The following is an 18,313-nucleotide window of genomic DNA, read 5'->3' on the forward strand; positions in this document are numbered from 1 at the left end:
ATGGCAAAAGATTCACAAACCCGCTTCGTTTCATCCAAGGCATGGGAACGCGTCGAGCAATGGTCCCGCCGCAAACCTATCTTCGCTCTTATGGGCGAATTCAGCGCCGGCAAATCCACCTTGATGAACTTTCTACTGCGGTCGCACACGCTGCCAACGCAGGTGACGGCAACTCAACTGCCGCCGGTTTGGTTCAGCTGGGGCGATCAATCTGCTTACGTTCAGCGCGACGATGGCTCGCGCGATGATATCACGTTGGATCAACTGGAAACCGTCGGAGTGAACGATGCTCAGTTCATTCGGATTTTCCTTGAAGCTGACATTCTGGAGGCCGTTGATCTAATTGACACGCCCGGTATCTCGGACCCCAAAATCTCGGACGATGTCTGGCGGCGCGCCGTTGGTCAGGCCAATGGTGTGTTGTGGTGTACCCACGCGACCCAGGCCTGGCGCGAGACCGAACGCGCAACATGGGTGGCGTTGCCAGAACGGCTTCAGAATAACTCGTTACTGTTGGTGACGCGTGCCGACGTGTTGGGCCCCAAGGATCGCCAAAAAGTCCTGCGCCGCGTCAATCGCGAGGCCGGGCATCTGTTCAATCGTTCGATCTTGTTCTCGGCTCGTGATGCAATTACCGCACGCGACAAAAGCGGCGATGCCGAGCTTTGGGCACGCAGCGGCGGCGGCAAGATGGTCGACAGCTTCCTTGAGATTACGGAACAGATCATGGACCATCGCGCCGATCTTCTGGCGCGGTACCAGATCGACGACAGCCTATCTCCCATGGCGTTGCATGATCGTGTTGACGAGATTCAGCAGGGCCAGTCTTCTCCATTGCAGTTGGTGAACCCGGAAGTCGATCCATTCGAACTGGATCGCGACGAAGTTGTCACCAGTTTCCCCGTGCGCCCTGCCCGCGTGGAATTGCGCGCTGACGACAGTGAACGCGCTCCTCGTATCGAGCCCGATGAGGCAGATCGCCTGAGGGCCGAGATGACCACCAGTACAGTTGACGCGGCACCGATTGCGGACACGCAGGAAGAAGAGGACGATCTGCGCGCTTTCTTCCGCGAGTCGCCGAGCCCTACGCTGAATCTGACCGATGCACCGCTAAACACGTCCGACGAAGATGAGTATGACCTGTTGGATGAAGAGGACTTCGAAGACGAAGACTTAGTCGCAGAGGTCGCGGCTGAAAACGCTGAACAGGATGAAGACGTTTCCGACACCTTTATGGTTTCGCTTGAAGATAAACTGTCGGCGACACCTGAACAGACGGAAAATACTCGGGAAGCTGCAGAAGAAACACTCGCTGAAACATCGGTTTCTTCTATCACGGCGCTCATGGCCGAGCAGACGAAACATAGCGAAGAGTTCGAGCCAGAACCCGAGACCTCGGGGTTGATCGATATGCAGGTCGTTTCGCTGCCGAACGGGTCGGAACCACCGGTCCACAAGGAGCGACTGGAGGATGTACTGAACGCTCCCGCGGGCTCTCCTCTCAGCGCCGCCGCCATGTGGCGCGAGATCTCTGAAGATGAGGAGCTGCCGCAGGACGCCGAAGGTTTGAAAAAAATGTTCATGTCTTTCCTGGACGAATACGATCAGATCGCGGCGGAACACTTTGCGCGCGGCACCAAATCCACGGTGACGCCATTGCCTGAGGCAAACAAAAACGGCGGGGCCGAGTGGCATGTATTGTAACAGGTTTCTGAATTAGAAAAGCAGTACATAAGATGAAAATCGAAGCCGCTTTGATCACAGCCACCGAGACCATACCCGACTGCATCGCAGCCGGGTATGTCGATATGGAAACGGGCATGTTGCTGGGTGCTCATGCGCCCGACCCGCAAGATCAGAGTGTTCTGGACACTCTGGCAATTGCTGTTGCCAACCTGTTTCAGGGGCGCGGTGTCCGTGGGTTTGAGGCGCTTTTGCGCAGTATTGGAACGAAAGACACACAGGAAGAGGGCTTTGGCGAAATCGCGGTATTGGCTGGCGACCGGATCAATATCTTCCTGCGCACTCCTGCGTACCCGGATCACGTTGTCTGCTACATCTGCCGCAGCAGCGCCAATATCGGTTTGGCCCTTACAAAATCACATCTAAGCCTCGCGCCGGTTACGGCGGCGGTTTGAGCGAGACCAGAGGAGGTCACAGTATGATGGATGCGGAAATACTCGACCTGCTCGAGGATATTGGACGTTCGTCCGTGGCACGCCAGAACCCCGCCGTTACGTTGACAGGTGATTCAGCGCAGACCCGGCGCGATCAGGTCCTGCGTACCATTCGGGGAACGATACTACCGCGCCGTCTGGAGTTTACAGCGGCAAATGGCGATTGCCTGGCTATCGAAGTGAACAGCTCTAGGGTGACGGATGTATTTCGCGTTCGAACCGGGATCGCCCCTGACTTCGAAACCCAACCGCGTGATACACTGGCTAAGAAACTGGCCGAAATCGTTACGGATATCGCGTCAGCTCCTGGACCGCTGAGTTTGATATCGTTGCAACCAGACGCCGTGCTAGAAGCCGACGACGTCGGCATCACTTTCAGCGAGATATCGAAAGCCTGTTTTCAGGTCGAACTGCCATCTGAACCGATCGTTTCAATCGTGCCAGAGCCCGCTACAGACGACGTGCCAGCCGACGAACAGTCTGTACTTACGAGCGGGTTCTTTGACGGCGCGGCATCTTTCGCGCTTGGCCGTATCCATATCGGGGATAAGTTCGACGTCCACACCGACGGCGTTTGTGCATCAGGGCAGCCAGCCTACGCCGACCAAACCGTTTTGGAACAATTCGTCAAAGACCTAGTCGGTTGGAGCGAGGATTCTACAAATGACGATCGCGGTCCTCAGTTGATCGTAATGCGACCAGCCGGCGGCAAGGGAACTGCGCTGGCCGCGCTCAAAGATGGTCAACAGACCGCTATTGTGATCCATGAAAGCCGCAAACTGGGTGCCGCGGTAAACTTGTGGAAGTCTCTAACAGGCTCAGGCAGATGACCGAGCCTGAAACGTTCAAATTTTCGGCGAATTCAATCTGTGAGTTCGAGTAACCAGGGTAAATGTTATGAGTGAAAATCAACGTCGCGAATTAATAAGGGTTGCCGAAGATCTGAAAGGTCTAAGCAACGAAGAAACACGTCAGTTTATTTCCCGTATTGTCGCTGATCTTACGGATCTCAAGCCCTCTATTGCCTTTGTCGGGCAGATCAAAGCGGGCAAATCGCGGCTGATTAACGGGTTCACCGGTCAGGCAGAGTTTCTGCCTTCGGATGTGAATCCTTGGACGACGGTCATTACCGACATGCATTTCGGGCATCCTTCGGGCCGCACCAGAGGGGCCGAGTTTCATTTCTTTGACAACCGGCAGTGGCAATCTCTGATCGCCGAAGGTGAAGAGCTGCGCAATATGTTCCCCGATGACGAGGACAGTTATAAGCGCGAGATGATCGAAGAGCAGGTTGATGCGATGAAAGCGCGCGCCAAACTGCGTCTGGGTATGAGTTACAAGGACCTGTTGGGTCAGCACCACGACCTCGATAATCTGACGACCGACGATTTGGCGCGGTACGTTTGTGCAGGCGACGACCCGACTGACGACGGGAACCATGACCCCGGCTCGGACCGCGGTCTATACAGCGACATTACCCGAAAGGCTGAGGTCTATTTTGACATCGGCCATTTTCCTTTTCCGCTGACAGTCACGGACACGCCCGGAGTAAACGACCCGCTTTTGATCCGCGAAGAAATTTCGCGCCAGTACCTTAAAGAATCAGACTTTTTCGTTGTCGTATTGTCGGCGCACCAAGCCTTGTCACGGGCGGACCTGAAATTGTTCCGCTTGATGCAGGCGCTCGAACTGGGTCAAATCGTAGTGTTTATCAACCGCGTGGACGAGTTGGGCGGTGGTGCAGAGGATGCCGTCAAGGTGCGCGCCGACGTAATAGATGGGCTGGACAAGGCGCTTGGCAATTCGGACATCGATGTGCTGATGGGCAGTGCGCAGTGGGCCCACTACGCGCTTACGGGCGACGATACTGGCGTCAACCATGACCACGTCCTTGCATGGCTTCGCGCCCATCCCGAACAGATGAAGCAATATCTGGACGGTGTTGAAGAAATCAAACAAGGTCCCGGTCCGATCAGCCGCGAAGGCGTCCTTAGGTTTGCTGCGATGATCGCATCTGGGCTTCCCGATCTGCGTCGCCACGTTACCAGCGCTTTGACCCACGGCCCGCGCGATGAACAGCTTCGTATGGCATGGCAACACTTGGACAGTTTCGCCAAGGGAGAGTTGGAACGGTCTCGTGCGCATCTGCGGGCCATCGAGGAAGAAATTTCTGGCAAACCGGAAAGCGAAGATGACAACGACAAAACTCTGGCCGGGTTGCGCGCGAAAGTGGCTGACAAGACGTCTGAGATCATCGACGGAATGGATGAAGTTCTAGCCAATCTGCGCGGTGTCATGGACGATACAGTGGCCGAAGCGGTATCGGACGTGGTGCGTGGACCCAATGGGGATTCACCCTTGCTGGCAAAGGGCGGCGAGACGGAACTGAATTTCGGCCCGCTGCGCGATCGTATGCGCGAACTAGTCCAAGGCGCCACTCAGGTTATTCGCCAGCGAATGCTCAGTGAATTATACGCGATCGACATGCAAAGCAACGCCGCCTTGCGCGCCCTGCCCGGCTGGCAGGATCAGACCGACAACCGAATGAACACAAGCGCTGTACGGTGGTTCCGGCCTGACACAACGGCGCTGACACGCGGAATTACGGTTGAGCTGCGCGTGACATGGCTGTCGCGCCTGATTTCGCGTAAAAGCGTTGTTACCCGCGCTGAGAACATGATCGTTCAGGAATTTGAAATGATCGGGGATGATCTGGTCGACACTGCTCGCAGTGACTTGCTTGAGCGGTTGAACACAGTTCTGGATCATTACATGGCACTTTTGGCAGGGCACCTTGAAAGTCGCTCTGGTTCAAGCGAAACAAATGCCAAGGCCGAAGCGCAAGAGGCGTATAACAATGCCCGGCGTGTTGCAGACGAACTGGACACCGTTTTCGGAGCTGACGCCGCGAACGAGACTTTACCTGAGGCAGCTGAATGATCGAATTTCCGGGAACCGAGAAGGAAGTGCGTAAGCTTGAGCACTTTCTGACCGCGACTGAAGACCTTCCCACTGACGCCAAGCTGGACGAAATGCGCAATCGCGCATTGGCCCATGCCGAGCGCCTTTCGAACGCGGTCAATATCGGCTTCGCCGGAGAATTTGGTGCCGGGAAATCCAGCCTTGCCAATATGCTGGCGGGTGCCGACATTCTACCGACCGGCCCGCAGCATCTGAAACTGCCGCTGGTGATCGTTGCCTATTCCGAAACTCCTGAAACGACAGTGGGGTGGTGGGGCAAGGAACCCAAAGTGTATTCCGGTATTGCGCTGGAAAAGGCGGCTCAGGAAAATCCAGATTTTATCTCTGTGGGGATTAACACCCCTGCCCTGCAGGAGATTTCGTTGTTTGATTTGCCTGGAACCGGCGCATTGGACGACAGTTACAAGCCAACACTGGATTTGCTGAAATTCGTCGATTGCGCGATCTGGTGTACCAACGGGACCCACGCCTGGCGTGAGACCGAGCGCCATCTGTGGTCCCAGGTTCCTCAGGAACTGCGCGCTAACAGTTTGCTTGCCGTAACGCATGCCGATTTGCCACCTGTCCGTGATGCGCTGGACCGGGTCCTTGCGCGATTGAACAAGGAAAACGGCGAAACGTTCCGTTCGGTGGTGCCAATTGGTACGCCGGTGGCAGTACGGGCCATGGCGCAGGAACCCGAACCAGACTTCGCCCTTTGGGAAACTTGCGGCGGGCAGAACTTGGCCGAACAGGTATTGGAAATCGCGTCAAACCGCCGCCTGCATGACATCTCCGCTGCGCAAAGAGATCTTGAAAACGACTTTTTACCCTATCTGCAAACGCTGGATATTGACGAACCCGAACCAGCGCAGCCTGACACAGCCAAGATGCAGGCGGTCCTGGAATCCGCGCTGCCACCGCTGGAAAATCCGATCCTTGAAGACTGGCTTGCCGCGATCGCCAGTATCTATGAGGACTTGCGAGAATCCTCCGAAATTGAACCCACGGCCTTTTTGACCAGTTGCCAAGAAATCGTCGAGGATTTCGCCGAACGTTTGGAACAGGGCGGAGAAATAGATCCGCAGGCCGATTGGATTCCAGCTGAATTCGAAAAAGCCACGGATTTGCTGTTGCTGCTGCAATTTGAAAGCGGCGATGCGCCTTTGAAGGATGCGGTAAGTATTCTGGCCCAGCTCAGCGATAACCTCGCTTGGGCAGGCAGCCGGGTTGAGTCATCACAACCGCGTACCGGCACTTAACGCAATCACGTTAGGATTGTGCCTTTAAGCTGCGATTCGTCGTGTCAAGAATCATGCGTTCATTGTTTCGGAATCAGTGAACAATCATTCCAAAACCGGCCTTCAGTCCGCATTCTTTTGCACCAACACATCAACATTTAGATTTCTGCCTTAGCGCACCACCAGATGTTGATTATTGCACCTTCCCGTTCTCAGTGAAGCCATGAGGCGGCCCCAATAAAGTCAAATTTGAATCGTCTAACATTCTTAGTTGTCCTGCGGTTGTGTTTGTTTGTGAGTTGACGCGCTGTTTCAGCAAAAATGCGGCCGCAAAATGATTAGAATGGGCGGGAAGAAATGAGCCATAATCAGGCTGTCGATGCGACGCACGACGAACCTAAAATTGAAGGTCTGCAACCGGGCGCAAAGCTATTGCGCGGCCAGTACGAGATCCTGCGGTTTCTCAGCAATGGCGGTTTTGGGATCACATATTTGGCGCGTAACAGCCTGGACCGTGAGGTCGTGATCAAGGAATGCTATCCGGGCGCTCTTTGCCAGCGTAACGGTGATGCGGTCGAACCCATCGACCCCCGGCAAAAAGAAGACTTGCGCGCAATCATTGATCTGTTCATTCAGGAAGCCCGCAATCACGCACGGCTGGTCCATCCCAATATTGTCGACGTGCATCAGGTGTTCGAAGACAACGACACCGCCTACATTGCAATGGACTTCATCCAGGGTTGCGATCTTCTGGACTACGTCGAGAATCCCGACAACAACGCCGGACCTGACTTTATTGTTCAGGTAACCGAGAAAATGTTGTCGGCGGTGTCATTCATCCACCAAAGTGGAATGTTGCATCGCGACATCTCGCCCGACAACATCCTGATTGACAGCAACGGTGAACCTGAACTGATCGATTTTGGCGCCGCCCGCGAGCAGGCCGCGAACCAGTCTGCTGCGCTTTTGACACTGCGGGTGATCAAAGACGGCTACTCTCCGCATGAGTTTTACGTACGCGGGGCAGAACAAGGCCCCAGCAGCGATCTCTATGTACTGGCAGCGACTTTGTATCACGCGATCAGTGGCGAGCGTCCGGTCGATGGGCAATCCCGGTTGAACGCATTCAACATTGGCACCAAAGATCCGTACCTTCCTCTGTCGGGACGGTACAAGGGATATCCCGACGGCTTCTTGGAAGCGATCGACAAAGCGATGGAGGTTCACGCTACGGACCGTCTGCAAACAGCATTGGACTGGTTGCGTATGTTCCGCGGCCCCGGCGTGATGTTCGATACGTTTGAATATCGCCCTGTTTCCGTCATCGTCGCGATGGATCGTTTGGACGAAGAGGCAGAAAAAGCTCGGGTCAAAGCAGAAAGCGAAAACGCCGAGGCTGTCGTGACAGCCTTGCTTGCGGGTAATCCTGACATCGCCCTGGGTCATGAAGACAAGAAAGAGGACGAACTGGCGACTTTTCAAGCACCCGAGGAGCCTCCGGTCGCAGTTGACACGATCGTAAAGAACGGCTCAGGCGGCGGGGCTAAAATGATGGCCGGTGTTGCGGTTGTTGCTATTGCCCTAGCCGCGGGCGGCTATTTCGCAATGTCGGGCAAAGACGAGCCTGCAATACAGCCAACCGACCCCGAGGTCGCCCTCGCGCAGATTGAGGCGGCCGCCGAGATCCCGGAACCCGCCGCTATAGATGAAGCCGAAGTTGCAGAACCAGCCACAATAGACGACGCAGTCAACGTCGCGATCGAAGAAACACCCAAGCAGGTGGAGTCAGAGCCGGAACCTGTCGAGCAGACCCTGGCTGAACTGGCTGTCACACAAGAGGCAGAAGCCCAGACAGCCAAACTCCCTGCCCCTGCGGATGACACCCCAATTACCCTTGCCGAGGTTCAATTCGCCTTTTCGCATTGGGACGTGGAAATCCCATTTCAGATTTCCAAACGGCGTGTCTCGACTGGCAATGTAATCGCCGTCACTGGAATCGACCCGACTCAAGATATGTCGGTGATCGGCGAATGGGTCGAACGTGGCGCCGCAATCTATACCCTCAACGGAGAGCCAGTACAGTCCGACGCAAGTTTTGCAGCACAGGTGTTGAACGACCTGAACGTCGACCCCGATGGCTATATCCGCGTTACAGCTCGGTATCGTCCGCTGGGTGAAAAAAGAGCGATGAACGGCCTTTTGGCATTGCCGGCAATGCGTATGGTCGGCCTGGAAAACGGCTATGGCCTGACAATCCGAAATTCAGACGGCCAGGGGTGGTCAACGATAGTTAAGACAGTACCGACTGAGACTGCAGGCGGACTGCGCGAAGGCGATGTTTTGGTATCGGAAGCGCAGACAGGAAATGTGTTGGATGGCCCTGAAAGCCTGGATGCAATGCTGACGGCTCTGGTCGCCGAGAACCAGCCACAAGCCCGCCTGACCGTTTTGCGCAACGGAGCCCAAACCGATGCCGTCATGCAACTAGCGCAGGAGTAATTCACCCGGTTCATTTTGTATCCGCCAGTGTGTGTTTGCTGAGGAACGTGCGCAAGTTCGTACATCTCTGTCGGGGCCCGGCCCGTCGCGGAAAGTAACAGTGACTACGGTTTCCAATCATCAGTGCCATTGCGCAGACCTGCGCGAAGGTGAGTAGCAGCCCCATGGGACTGAAGTCCCGTGCACAGAAGCAAAGGTGTCGTCACCATGTTCAAATACAAAAGCCCTCTGAGCCGGCTTCTAGAAGGTGCCGGCAAGCCGAAAGAACCCGAAACCGAAGAGGTCGCCGAGGTCAGCGCTGACAAACCCGAACCGATTGCGGATTTCAATGCGCTGCGAGTCGCACTGGCGGGTAACAACATGCCGTCATCGGGTAGCTACGAAGACACAGAAGATCTGCTTCCCGAAGAGGACATGCCAGAGTTCGCAGAGAATGAACCCGTGGCCGACGCATCGGATGACAAAATCCTGTCTGAAGTTGTTGCCGAAGCGCACGAGCCTGCAGACGAGATTGAGCCAGAACAGGTTGAAGAAGACCCAATTGTAACGCTCCACGTCGCCACCGAGGAAACCATTGCCGAAACCGAGGTCGTTCTGGTCGACGCCACCACTTCGGAACCCGTGATCGAAGTCGTTGCCGAGGAACCCTCAGCCCAGATCGAAGAAGTTACCGCGGAAGTGGTCGATGGACCTCTGGCGCCTCAGTCAGAAGAAACCACAGCCGAGGTGGTTGAGACACCTCCCGCCCCGCAACCGGTACAATCGGATCGTCGTGGACGGGTCAAAACCACCTTCTTGGGCTTTGAGCGTGCCGACACGCATGTGCAGGATCTGATGGAAACATCCGAACCAGTGGCCAAGACGGAAAGCGCGCAGCAAACATTCCCGGTTGGTTGGTTGGTTGTGACGGCCGGCCCAGGACGCGGAGCCTGCATAACGCTGACAGAGGGCCTGATGCAAATCGGGCGCAACGACGATCAGGCCATTCAGCTGGACTTTGGCGACACCGGCATTTCCCGCAGCAACCACGCTGTCATCGCCTATGACCCCGAAGATCGCAAATGCTATCTGGGTCATGGCGGCAAGGCCAATCTGGTGCGCCTGAACGGCAAGCCCGTCCTTAGCACCGTAGCGCTGAACAGCGGCGACTTGATCCGCATCAGCGAAACCTCAGTTCGGTTCGCGGCCTTCTGCGATGATGGCTTTGACTGGCGGGACACCTGATAGATGCTGGCAACCCCGGCATATGACATTGCGCTGATCCTAGATCAGGGTCGGCGTGAATCGCAGGAAGACGCGGTCGCTGCGCGCATGTTCGATGCAGCGGGAGCCGGGTATATCGTGGTCGCCGATGGCATGGGAGGGCACGCGGCGGGCGATGTAGCATCAGAACTTGTCATAACCGCATGGCGCGAGGCGCTGGACGCTGAACTGGAAGAAACCGTACCGTCCGAGAGTGCGCTGATCGACGCGTTGCCATTGGCCGCCATGCAGGCCAATGCCGCCGTGGCACAGCATTCCGAAGAACAGGGTGAGGGGTTCAACATGGGTTCAACCATGCTGGGCATCCTGCTTTTGGAACAGCGGGTTTTTTGGATCTCGATTGGCGACAGCCCCTTGTACTTGTTTCGGGACGGAATGTTGCGGCAAGTCAACGAAGATCACTCGATGGCGCCGATCATCGACGCGCAACAGGCCGAGGGCAAGTTGACCCGAGAAGAGGCGCTGTCGCACCCGGATCGGAACCAATTGACCTCGGTCATCATGGGTGCCGCTATCCCGAAAGTGGATTGCCCTGAACTCCCGCTGGAACTGACCACATCAGACGTACTGATCGCTGGCAGCGATGGGCTTCAGTATCTTAGCAACCCCGAGATTGAGCACATCCTGCAGACGCAGTCGAAGGCTTTGGCACAAGATATCGCAGACGCGCTGTGGCGCGGCTTGCGCGACAAAAACGACCCCGATCAGGACAATGCGTCCATCGCAGTTCTGAAACTGACAAGAAACGATTAAAGGCAAAGCGACAGGACACATGAGACCTCATCTGATCATCTCCAGCCTGGCTCTTGCGGCTGCGACCGGCACCGTCTCGGCGCAAGAGGCGTGCTCGACTTACGAAATTCAGCGCGGCGACAGTCTGCGCGAGCTGGCTATTCAAGTTTATTCGACCGAAGATTTTGGCATCATCTTTGACGCCAACCGCGATGTAATCGGGAACAATCCGAACATAATTCGTGTGGGTGACGTACTAACCCTGCCTTGTCTTGAAGATGTAGGCCGGGCCCCCACACCCCCTGCAACCGAGGCTGAGGCAATGGCCGCCGAGATGGCGTCCGAACTGGTCAAGGCCGCAGAGGAACGTGCTGCAAAGGCCATTGCTGAAGCTGAAGCGCGCGTCGCGGCAGCAGAGGCGGAAGCCGAGCAAGCCAGCCAGGAAGCGGTTTTGGAAGCCAAAGCTGCAGCCCGGCAGGAAATTGAAGCTGCTCGCGCCGAAGCGGCCGCGCTGATCCGGGATGCGGATGAAAGCGAGCAGCCTGAAATTCGCGACCGTCAGCTGTTGCTGATTACCGGCGGCAACTATGCACCTTTCACAGACGAAGCTCTGCCGCATCGGGGGCTATACACAAACCTTGTGGAAACCGCGATGCTACGTGCAGCGCCGGAACAGGGATACAAGATCCAGTTCGTCAACGACTGGTCCTCGCATCTGGACCTTCTGATGCCGACACTGGCCTTTGACGCAACCTTCCCTTGGTCGCGACCGAATTGCGACGAACCCGCGGCCTTGTCGGAAAAAGACCGCAGCCGTTGCGAAACCTACGACTTCTCGAACCCATTCTACGAAGTGGTCGACACCTATTTCGCACGCGAAGGTTCTGGCTATGAGCAGACCCTGACCTATGCTGATTTCGCCGGCACCACGATCTGCCGCCCCGAAGGTTGGACGTTGTCACATATGGACGCAGTTGGCCTTTACGAACCCGCAATCTCACTTTTGCGCCCAGTGTCCCCTGACGACTGTTTCCATGCAGTCATGGAAGGCCGCGCAGATATCGTCGCAATCGAAGCCCACCTGGCTGTCGAGGCGATATCGCGCCTGGGATACGAACACCGCATCATCGAAAACCCCAACCTTGCGGCGATCAAGTCGCTTAACGTCATGACCCACAAAGATAATCCGGATGGGGAAGCGATCCTTGAGACGCTCAACCAGGGTCTGGCGATCATGCAGCAATCCGGAGAGTGGCGCGACATCGTGTCAAACGCTCTGCGGTATCAAATGGAAAATGGCTAAGGCCCCAATTGGCCTAACAACAATAATGTCTGGAGGATGAGGACATGTTTAATATTGATCTGAAGAAAGTTGCGCTGTCGGCCACCGCCGTCACTGCCCTGAGCGCCGGAGCTGCCGCGGCACAGGAAGCCTGCACAAACTACACCGTTTCCGATGGCGACACGATGGCGACCATTGCAATCGCAGCCTATGGCACATCGAACTACCAGCCGATCTTCAACGCGAACCGCAACATCATCACCAACCCGAACGCTCTGGAACCCGGCCTTGTTCTGGCTCTGCCCTGTGAAGATGGCAGCCTTCCCAACGGTCAGTCCGCGCAAGAGATTATTGCAGCCGAAGAACAACGCGCGGCAAGCGTCAAACGTTCGAACGTATATGCGCCTCCCATCAAAATGGTTGCGGGCAACGGCTGGGAGCCCTTCACCACGGAAGGCCTGAGCGGCGGCGGCATTATGACCCGTCTGGCGACAACCAGCCTACAACGTGCGGGCAACCAGCGTGACTATTCTGTCAGCTTTGTCGATGACTGGTCTTCGCACCTGGAAACTCTGCTGCCACTCGGCGCGTTTGACATTTCGATCGCCTGGACTGTGCCGGATTGCACGAACCGCACCTATGAATGGTCCTCCGAAACCGAAGCACGTTGTACGCAATTCGTGGCCTCGGTGCCGGTTTATGATGTGGTTGGCGGCTTCTATACCTTGCCCGAAAGTGACTACACAAACGCCACCACTTTCAAAGATTTCGAAGGTGCAACTGTCTGCCGTATGCAGGGTTGGAGCATGGTCGTTCTTGAAGAAGTTGGCCTGAACTACGACAACACAACTGTGGTTCAACCAAACTCGGCACGCGAATGCCTGGATGCGGTTTTGACCGGTACTGCAGATGTCGCCGCATTCGAAGTGGAACTGTTCGCTGCGACCATGAAAGACATGGGCCTGACCTCGAGCGACATCGTAGAAAACCCCTATGTCTCAACACTGTCGTCGATGAGCTTCCTGGCGCACCGCACCAACCCGTTCGCTCGTGAATACATCGCGATGATGAACAAGGGTCTTAATGAGATGCGTGAATCCGGCGAATGGTACGCGATCATCTCGGATACGTTGCGCGAGCAGAACGAAAAGCTCAACGCAGCGTCCAACTAAGGCTAAACAAGAAAGGGCTGGTTGAAAAACCCGCCCTTTCTTAGATCACCAAGCCCTAAAAGGAATCCTCCAATTACCAGACTTTTCTGGAAGTACAGGATGCAGCTAACACACCAGGTGAGGTTTCGAACTCTCCACTCACTCTAAAAGGCGCCGACTTTGGGGGTCGGCCCCTTTTACTTTTCTAGTTTCTTTGCGCCTCACGCCATAACGCGGGCCAACCGATGTTAATCGATCAAACCGTTCAAAGTTGCGCTCGGGCGCATAACCTTTGCGGTCTTAGCCGGATCGGTGTGATAGTAACCACCCAGATCAGCAGCGCTGCCTTGCGCGGATGCCAGTTCCGCCAGAATCGTCTCTTCTCCGTCTGCAAGTGCCGTCGCCAATGGTGCAAATTCGGCGGCCAGTTCGGCATCGTCCGATTGCGCGGCCAAAGCCTCAGCCCAGTAACGGGCGAACCAGTAGTGGCTGTCGCGGTTGTCGGGCTGGCCAACTTTGCGGCTGGGCGAGCGATTGTGATCCAGAATACCTTGCGTTGCGGCCTCGGCCGCAGCACCCAGAACGCCTGCCTTGGCGTTGCCTTTGCTGTCGGCCAGGAAGTTCAGCGATTCACCCAGCGCGCAGAATTCACCCATCGAGTCCCAGCGCAGGTGGCTTTCCTCGACCAGCTGCTGCACATGTTTTGGGGCCGAACCGCCCGCACCGGTTTCAAACAGGCCGCCGCCATTCATCAGTTTGACGATGGACAGCATCTTGGCCGAGGTGCCCAGTTCCAGAATGGGGAACAGGTCGGTCAGATAGTCGCGCAGCACATTTCCGGTGATCGCAATCGAGTCGTTGCCTGTGGTGATCGTCTCCAGAGATTGACGGGTCGCTTCACGCGGGGCCAGGATCATGAACTTGTCAGCCACGCCTGCCGCCTCAAGCGCCGGTGTGACGTATTTGATTAGTTCAGCATCATGGGCGCGATTGGCGTCCAGCCAGAAGATCGCTTCGGACCCGGTCAGGCGCTGACGGTCCATGGCCAGCTGGATCCAGTTCTCGATCGGGGCTTTCTTGACGGTGCAGGACCGCCAGATATCGCCCTGCTCGACGTCGTGCGAATGCAGCGTCTCGCCATTGGCCAGAACGATTCGGATAGTGCCGTCGGCAGGTGCCTGGAACGTGGTCGGGTGGCTGCCGTATTCCTCAGCCTTCTGCGCCATCAGGCCCACATTGGCGACCGCACCGGCAGTGGCCGGGTTCAGTGCGCCATTGGCTTTGAAAAAGTTGATCGTCTCGTCATAGACGGGTGCATAACAACGGTCGGGGATCACGCAGTTGGTGTCACCTTTGGCACCGGCCTCATCCCAGCCTTTACCGCCCGCGCGGATCACGGCGGGCATTGAGGCGTCGATGATCACGTCCGACGGTACGTGCAGGTTGGTGATGCCCTTGTCGCTGTCGACCATATACATGGACGGACGGTCGGCCTTAATCGCGTCGATGGCGGCTACAATCTCGGCATTGTCTTTGACCCGCTCCAGCAGATCACCAAGGCCCGAGTTCGGGTTCACACCCAGCGCATCCAGCTCAGCACCAAATTTGTCAAACACCGGAGCCAGCCACGCCTTAACCGCATAGCCGAAGATAATCGGGTCCGAGACCTTCATCATCGTGGCCTTCATATGCAGCGAGAACATTGTGCCGTCTTTTTTCGTGTCCTCAATGGCCTCAGCAAGAAACGCGGACAGAGCTTTGACGGACATGAATGTCGCGTCGGCCACGGTGCCCTCGGCCAGCGGCCAGCCGTCTTTCAGAACGGTGGTGGTGCCGTCTTTGCCCACGAATTCGATCTTGGCATCGCCTGCCTGTGCGGCGGTGATGGTGGCCGATTTCTCGTTTGCGTAGAAATCATTGCCGGACATGGACGACACTTTGGTTTTGCTGTCCGACACCCATTCACCCATCGAATGCGGGTTCTTCTGGGCGTAGTTCTTCACGGCCTTTGCGGCGCGACGGTCGCTGTTACCTTCACGCAGAACCGGGTTCACGGCCGAACCTTTGATGGCGTCATAGCGCGCACGAATGGCCTTTTCTGCGTCACTCGAGGGTTCTTCGGGATAGTTCGGAATGTCGTAACCCTGCGATTGCAGCTCTTCGACGGCGGCTACCAATTGCGGGACCGAGGCCGAGATGTTGGGCAGCTTGATCACATTGGCCTCTGGCGTCTTCACCAGCTCACCCAAAGCGGCCAGATCGTCGGTGATGCGTTGCGCGTCTGTCAGGTTCTCAGGGAAGGTCGCCAAAATGCGCCCGGCCAGAGAAATATCCTTGGTTCCAACGCTCACGCCCGCGGCGGATGCGAATTTGCGAATGATGGGCAGGAACGAGGCGCTGGCCAGTTCGGGCGCTTCGTCTACAATGGTATACAATATGTCGAAGTCTGATTTATCTGCCATATTCTTTTACCTTTTTTAAAGCCTTTCGGGGCGTGCGTTCCAAGAGCTGGCCACTTCTGTGTGGCCAAAGCGGGGCGCGACAAGATTACCGCCCCAACGGTGACTCTGATTTGACAGGGCCTCCCTTAAATCAGGATCGCCTTGGGATCAATTCCCTATCTGGGGCGCAAATTGACACGGGTAGGTCGATTGTTCCGCATCCAACACGACAAAAACACAAACCGATGGAAAAAACGCAACTATTGGTCAGTCGATTCCGATACCGGTTTCTAAAGTTGGAAGAAGCTCATGTCCCAGGCAACTCGCTGGACGTAGTCCTGGACCAACTGATCCAAATGATCTTCGGACCCGGCATAAGCCGCCCATGGAACGGAAACGCCAGCCGGGGCAAACAAACAGTTCAAAACCCACTTTCGCCCGGCATATCCGAACCTTTGCAGCGCCGATTCCAATTCTGATTTCGCCAAGTCAGGCCTGCCTGCCAAAGCAAAATGCCGACCGCTCGATAGCAACTCTCTTTCGCCGCGCCACATATACCAATCAATCGCTGCGTCATACCATCGCGTGAAAAAGATGCCCTTATCTTTTTCGACGTCACCCTTCTGAAGGACGGCAATCTTCTTAATATATTCGATCCCCTTGTTCTCATCACCGATCTTGAGATGAACCAAAGCCGGCCAGTACAAATCTGAAGCTTTGCCCGGCTCTAGCCGCGCAAGGTTATGTGCTGCCTCAAGCGCACTGTCGTGGTTCCCGGTGTATTTCAGGTCGTAAAGCAGTTGAGAGAAATACACCCAATCTTCGTCCGGCCAGCGATCCTTGGCCTGTTTTAGGAACGCCTCAACCCCGTCAAAGCCGTTCAATTCATAGCTTAGATCCAGCAACTCATAACCCGCCTTGCCATAGCCCGAGTCGATCTTCAGGGCCGCTTGCAACCCGCGCCTTGCAGCGTGCGGGCGCCCGTTCCGTCTGTCAAAACTGGATTTGCGGTACAGGGCAAACAAACTGTCAGGATCTATCTGCAACGCGCTGTCATAATCCGCTGCTGCCGCCTGAGTGTCACCAAGGGCGTTATAGGCGAACGCGCGTCTTAAGAGTGAATTTGCGTCATTGGGATACACGGCCAAAGCACGAGTGTAATCCGCAACCGCCATGTCAAATTGCCGGTCGCGGTGATACGCCCACCCTCTGAATCTAAAAAGCGCATTAAGATTGGCCTCGTTGGCTCCGTTCCCATTCAACAGTGTCGTACACGCAGACACTGCCTCGGTGTGCTTTGCCTTGCCGCCGAAACAAGTCAACGAGAGCTCGGAATAATTGACCGAGGATCGAGACGGCGCGTTTGCTGATAACAGCAGCGCGGTTGCGACAAAAAACAGGGCGGCAATTCGAATTTTCATGAGTATCCCTTAGCAGAGACAACTCTCCTTAAGGTAGTAATGAGGCCTGCCGCTAAAAAGGTTTGAGCCGTGCAACAGATCGTACGTGATGCCTGCAAGGCACAGTGTCGTCTAAACGCCCCAAGTGTCGCTTAACCGATACCCGCCTTGCCATGGGTCATCGGGATCCAGCATGTGCTGATGGGTGCCGGTGATCCAACCTCGGCCACTGATCTCGGGGATAATAGCAGGTCTGCCTTCCAGATCCGCATGCCCGGTAACGCAGCCTGTGAAACGCGAACCAATGATCGAAACGGCCTCGAATGTTTGACCAACAGCCAGTTCTCCCTTGGCGGCCATCAAGGCCATTCGAGCCGAGACAGCCGTTCCCGTTGGCGAGCGGTCGATCTTGCCCGGTTGAATCGCCACGGCAGATTTTCCGGTCAAGCCAGTCGGAGTCGCTTGAACCGGGCCGCAAAACGCACAGAATGAGATATGGGTCCAATCCGGGTTCTGAGGGTGGGTAAAACCCAGCTGTTCATTCGCAGCATTGGTAATCGCTACCCCAATGCGCGCGAGATCCCGAGCCTCGTGCGCTACGATATCAAAACCCAATGTCGCCGCGTCGACCACGACAAAGCTGTCGCCGCCATATGCTGTGTCAACGACCAGCTCCCCCACACCGGGCACATCCAGTGTAGCGGCAATTTTGTCCGCGAAACTGGGGAGGTTCCGAACATGAATACGTTCGGCTTTGCCATCGCGACATTCAGCACGAACCCGGACCAGACCTCCTGGCGCTTCCAGCGTCAGATGCGTTTCCGGCTCTTGCATCGGGATCATACCGCTGTCCAGCAAAACGGTGGCAACGCAGATCGCGTTCGAACCGGACATGGGCGGCGTATCTTCGGGTTCCATGATAATGAATGCGGCATCCGCGTCGGGATGTTTGGGCGGCACCAAAAGGTTCATGTGGCGAAAGACACCACCGCGGGGTTCATTGAGAACAAAATTGCGCAAAGTCTGATCCTGCGCAACGAACGAGCGCTGTTCCCACAGGGTATCTCCGGGCGGGGGCAACACACCCCCTACGATGACGTCACCCACTTCACCCTCTGCATGGGCCGATATGACGTGGAGTGTTTTGACGCTGCGCATTTGACCTC

Annotated in this window: 13 protein-coding genes; 10 read left to right on the top strand and 3 right to left on the bottom strand. The window is 56.1% G+C overall.

The genetic code is table 11. The annotated features are described in order from the left end of the window. The 10 genes from AC2FNR_RS02845 to AC2FNR_RS02890 all read left to right on the top strand — a co-directional run bounded on the left by AC2FNR_RS02845 (position 1) and on the right by AC2FNR_RS02890 (position 13,327). On the top strand, positions 1-1,704 hold the full coding sequence (locus AC2FNR_RS02845) for a dynamin family protein (protein WP_496847921.1): 1,704 nt from the start codon (positions 1-3) through the stop codon (positions 1,702-1,704). A gap of 32 nt (positions 1,705-1,736) precedes the next feature. Continuing rightward, a complete protein-coding gene (locus AC2FNR_RS02850; RefSeq protein WP_496847922.1) occupies positions 1,737-2,138 on the top strand; it encodes a hypothetical protein in 402 nt (133 codons plus the stop codon). Between the two features lie 23 nt (positions 2,139-2,161). Further along, entirely contained in the window at positions 2,162-3,007 is an 846-nt protein-coding gene (locus AC2FNR_RS02855; protein ID WP_170754054.1) for a hypothetical protein, read from the top strand. 67 nt (positions 3,008-3,074) lie between these two features. Beyond that, complete coding sequence (locus AC2FNR_RS02860) at positions 3,075-5,117, top strand: dynamin family protein (RefSeq protein ID WP_170754063.1); 2,043 nt, start codon at positions 3,075-3,077, stop codon at positions 5,115-5,117. Beyond that, positions 5,114-6,400 (top strand): dynamin family protein, encoded by a 1,287-nt coding sequence (locus tag AC2FNR_RS02865; RefSeq protein WP_496847923.1) that lies wholly within the window; start codon positions 5,114-5,116, stop codon positions 6,398-6,400. Before AC2FNR_RS02860 ends, AC2FNR_RS02865 begins: the two co-directional genes overlap by 4 nt. A 336-nt stretch (positions 6,401-6,736) precedes the next feature. Further along, positions 6,737-8,878: a serine/threonine protein kinase gene (locus AC2FNR_RS02870; protein ID WP_496847924.1), complete on the top strand. Its 2,142-nt coding sequence runs from the start codon at positions 6,737-6,739 to the stop codon at positions 8,876-8,878. 207 nt (positions 8,879-9,085) lie between these two features. Then, complete coding sequence (locus tag AC2FNR_RS02875; protein WP_496847925.1) at positions 9,086-10,102, top strand: FHA domain-containing protein; 1,017 nt, start codon at positions 9,086-9,088, stop codon at positions 10,100-10,102. A 3-nt stretch (positions 10,103-10,105) separates the two neighbouring features. Next, positions 10,106-10,894, top strand: a complete 789-nt coding sequence (locus tag AC2FNR_RS02880) for a PP2C family protein-serine/threonine phosphatase (RefSeq protein ID WP_496847926.1) — start codon at positions 10,106-10,108, stop codon at positions 10,892-10,894. A gap of 19 nt (positions 10,895-10,913) precedes the next feature. Beyond that, positions 10,914-12,176 (top strand): transporter substrate-binding domain-containing protein, encoded by a 1,263-nt coding sequence (locus AC2FNR_RS02885; protein WP_353392048.1) that lies wholly within the window; start codon positions 10,914-10,916, stop codon positions 12,174-12,176. A gap of 44 nt (positions 12,177-12,220) precedes the next feature. Then, a complete protein-coding gene (locus AC2FNR_RS02890; protein ID WP_496847927.1) occupies positions 12,221-13,327 on the top strand; it encodes a peptidoglycan-binding protein LysM in 1,107 nt (368 codons plus the stop codon). 227 nt (positions 13,328-13,554) lie between these two features. On the opposite strand, the gene AC2FNR_RS02895 is transcribed toward AC2FNR_RS02890, so the two are convergent. The 3 genes from AC2FNR_RS02895 to AC2FNR_RS02905 all read right to left on the bottom strand — a co-directional run bounded on the left by AC2FNR_RS02895 (position 13,555) and on the right by AC2FNR_RS02905 (position 18,305). Further along, the gene (locus AC2FNR_RS02895) at positions 13,555-15,768 is read right to left on the bottom strand and encodes an NADP-dependent isocitrate dehydrogenase (RefSeq protein WP_496847928.1); all 2,214 of its coding nucleotides are present in this window, start codon (positions 15,766-15,768) and stop codon (positions 13,555-13,557) included. Between the two features lie 269 nt (positions 15,769-16,037). After that, positions 16,038-17,168, bottom strand: a complete 1,131-nt coding sequence (locus AC2FNR_RS02900) for a tetratricopeptide repeat protein (RefSeq protein WP_496847929.1) — start codon at positions 17,166-17,168, stop codon at positions 16,038-16,040. Positions 17,169-17,279: 111 nt separating this feature from the next. Further along, positions 17,280-18,305 carry a trans-3-hydroxy-L-proline dehydratase gene (locus AC2FNR_RS02905; protein WP_496847930.1) on the bottom strand — a complete coding sequence of 342 codons (1,026 nt, stop codon included), beginning with the start codon at positions 18,303-18,305 and terminating at the stop codon, positions 17,280-17,282. Between the last annotated feature and the right edge of the window lie 8 nt (positions 18,306-18,313).

It is taken from the genome of Ruegeria sp. SATB045 (genome assembly GCF_059613525.1).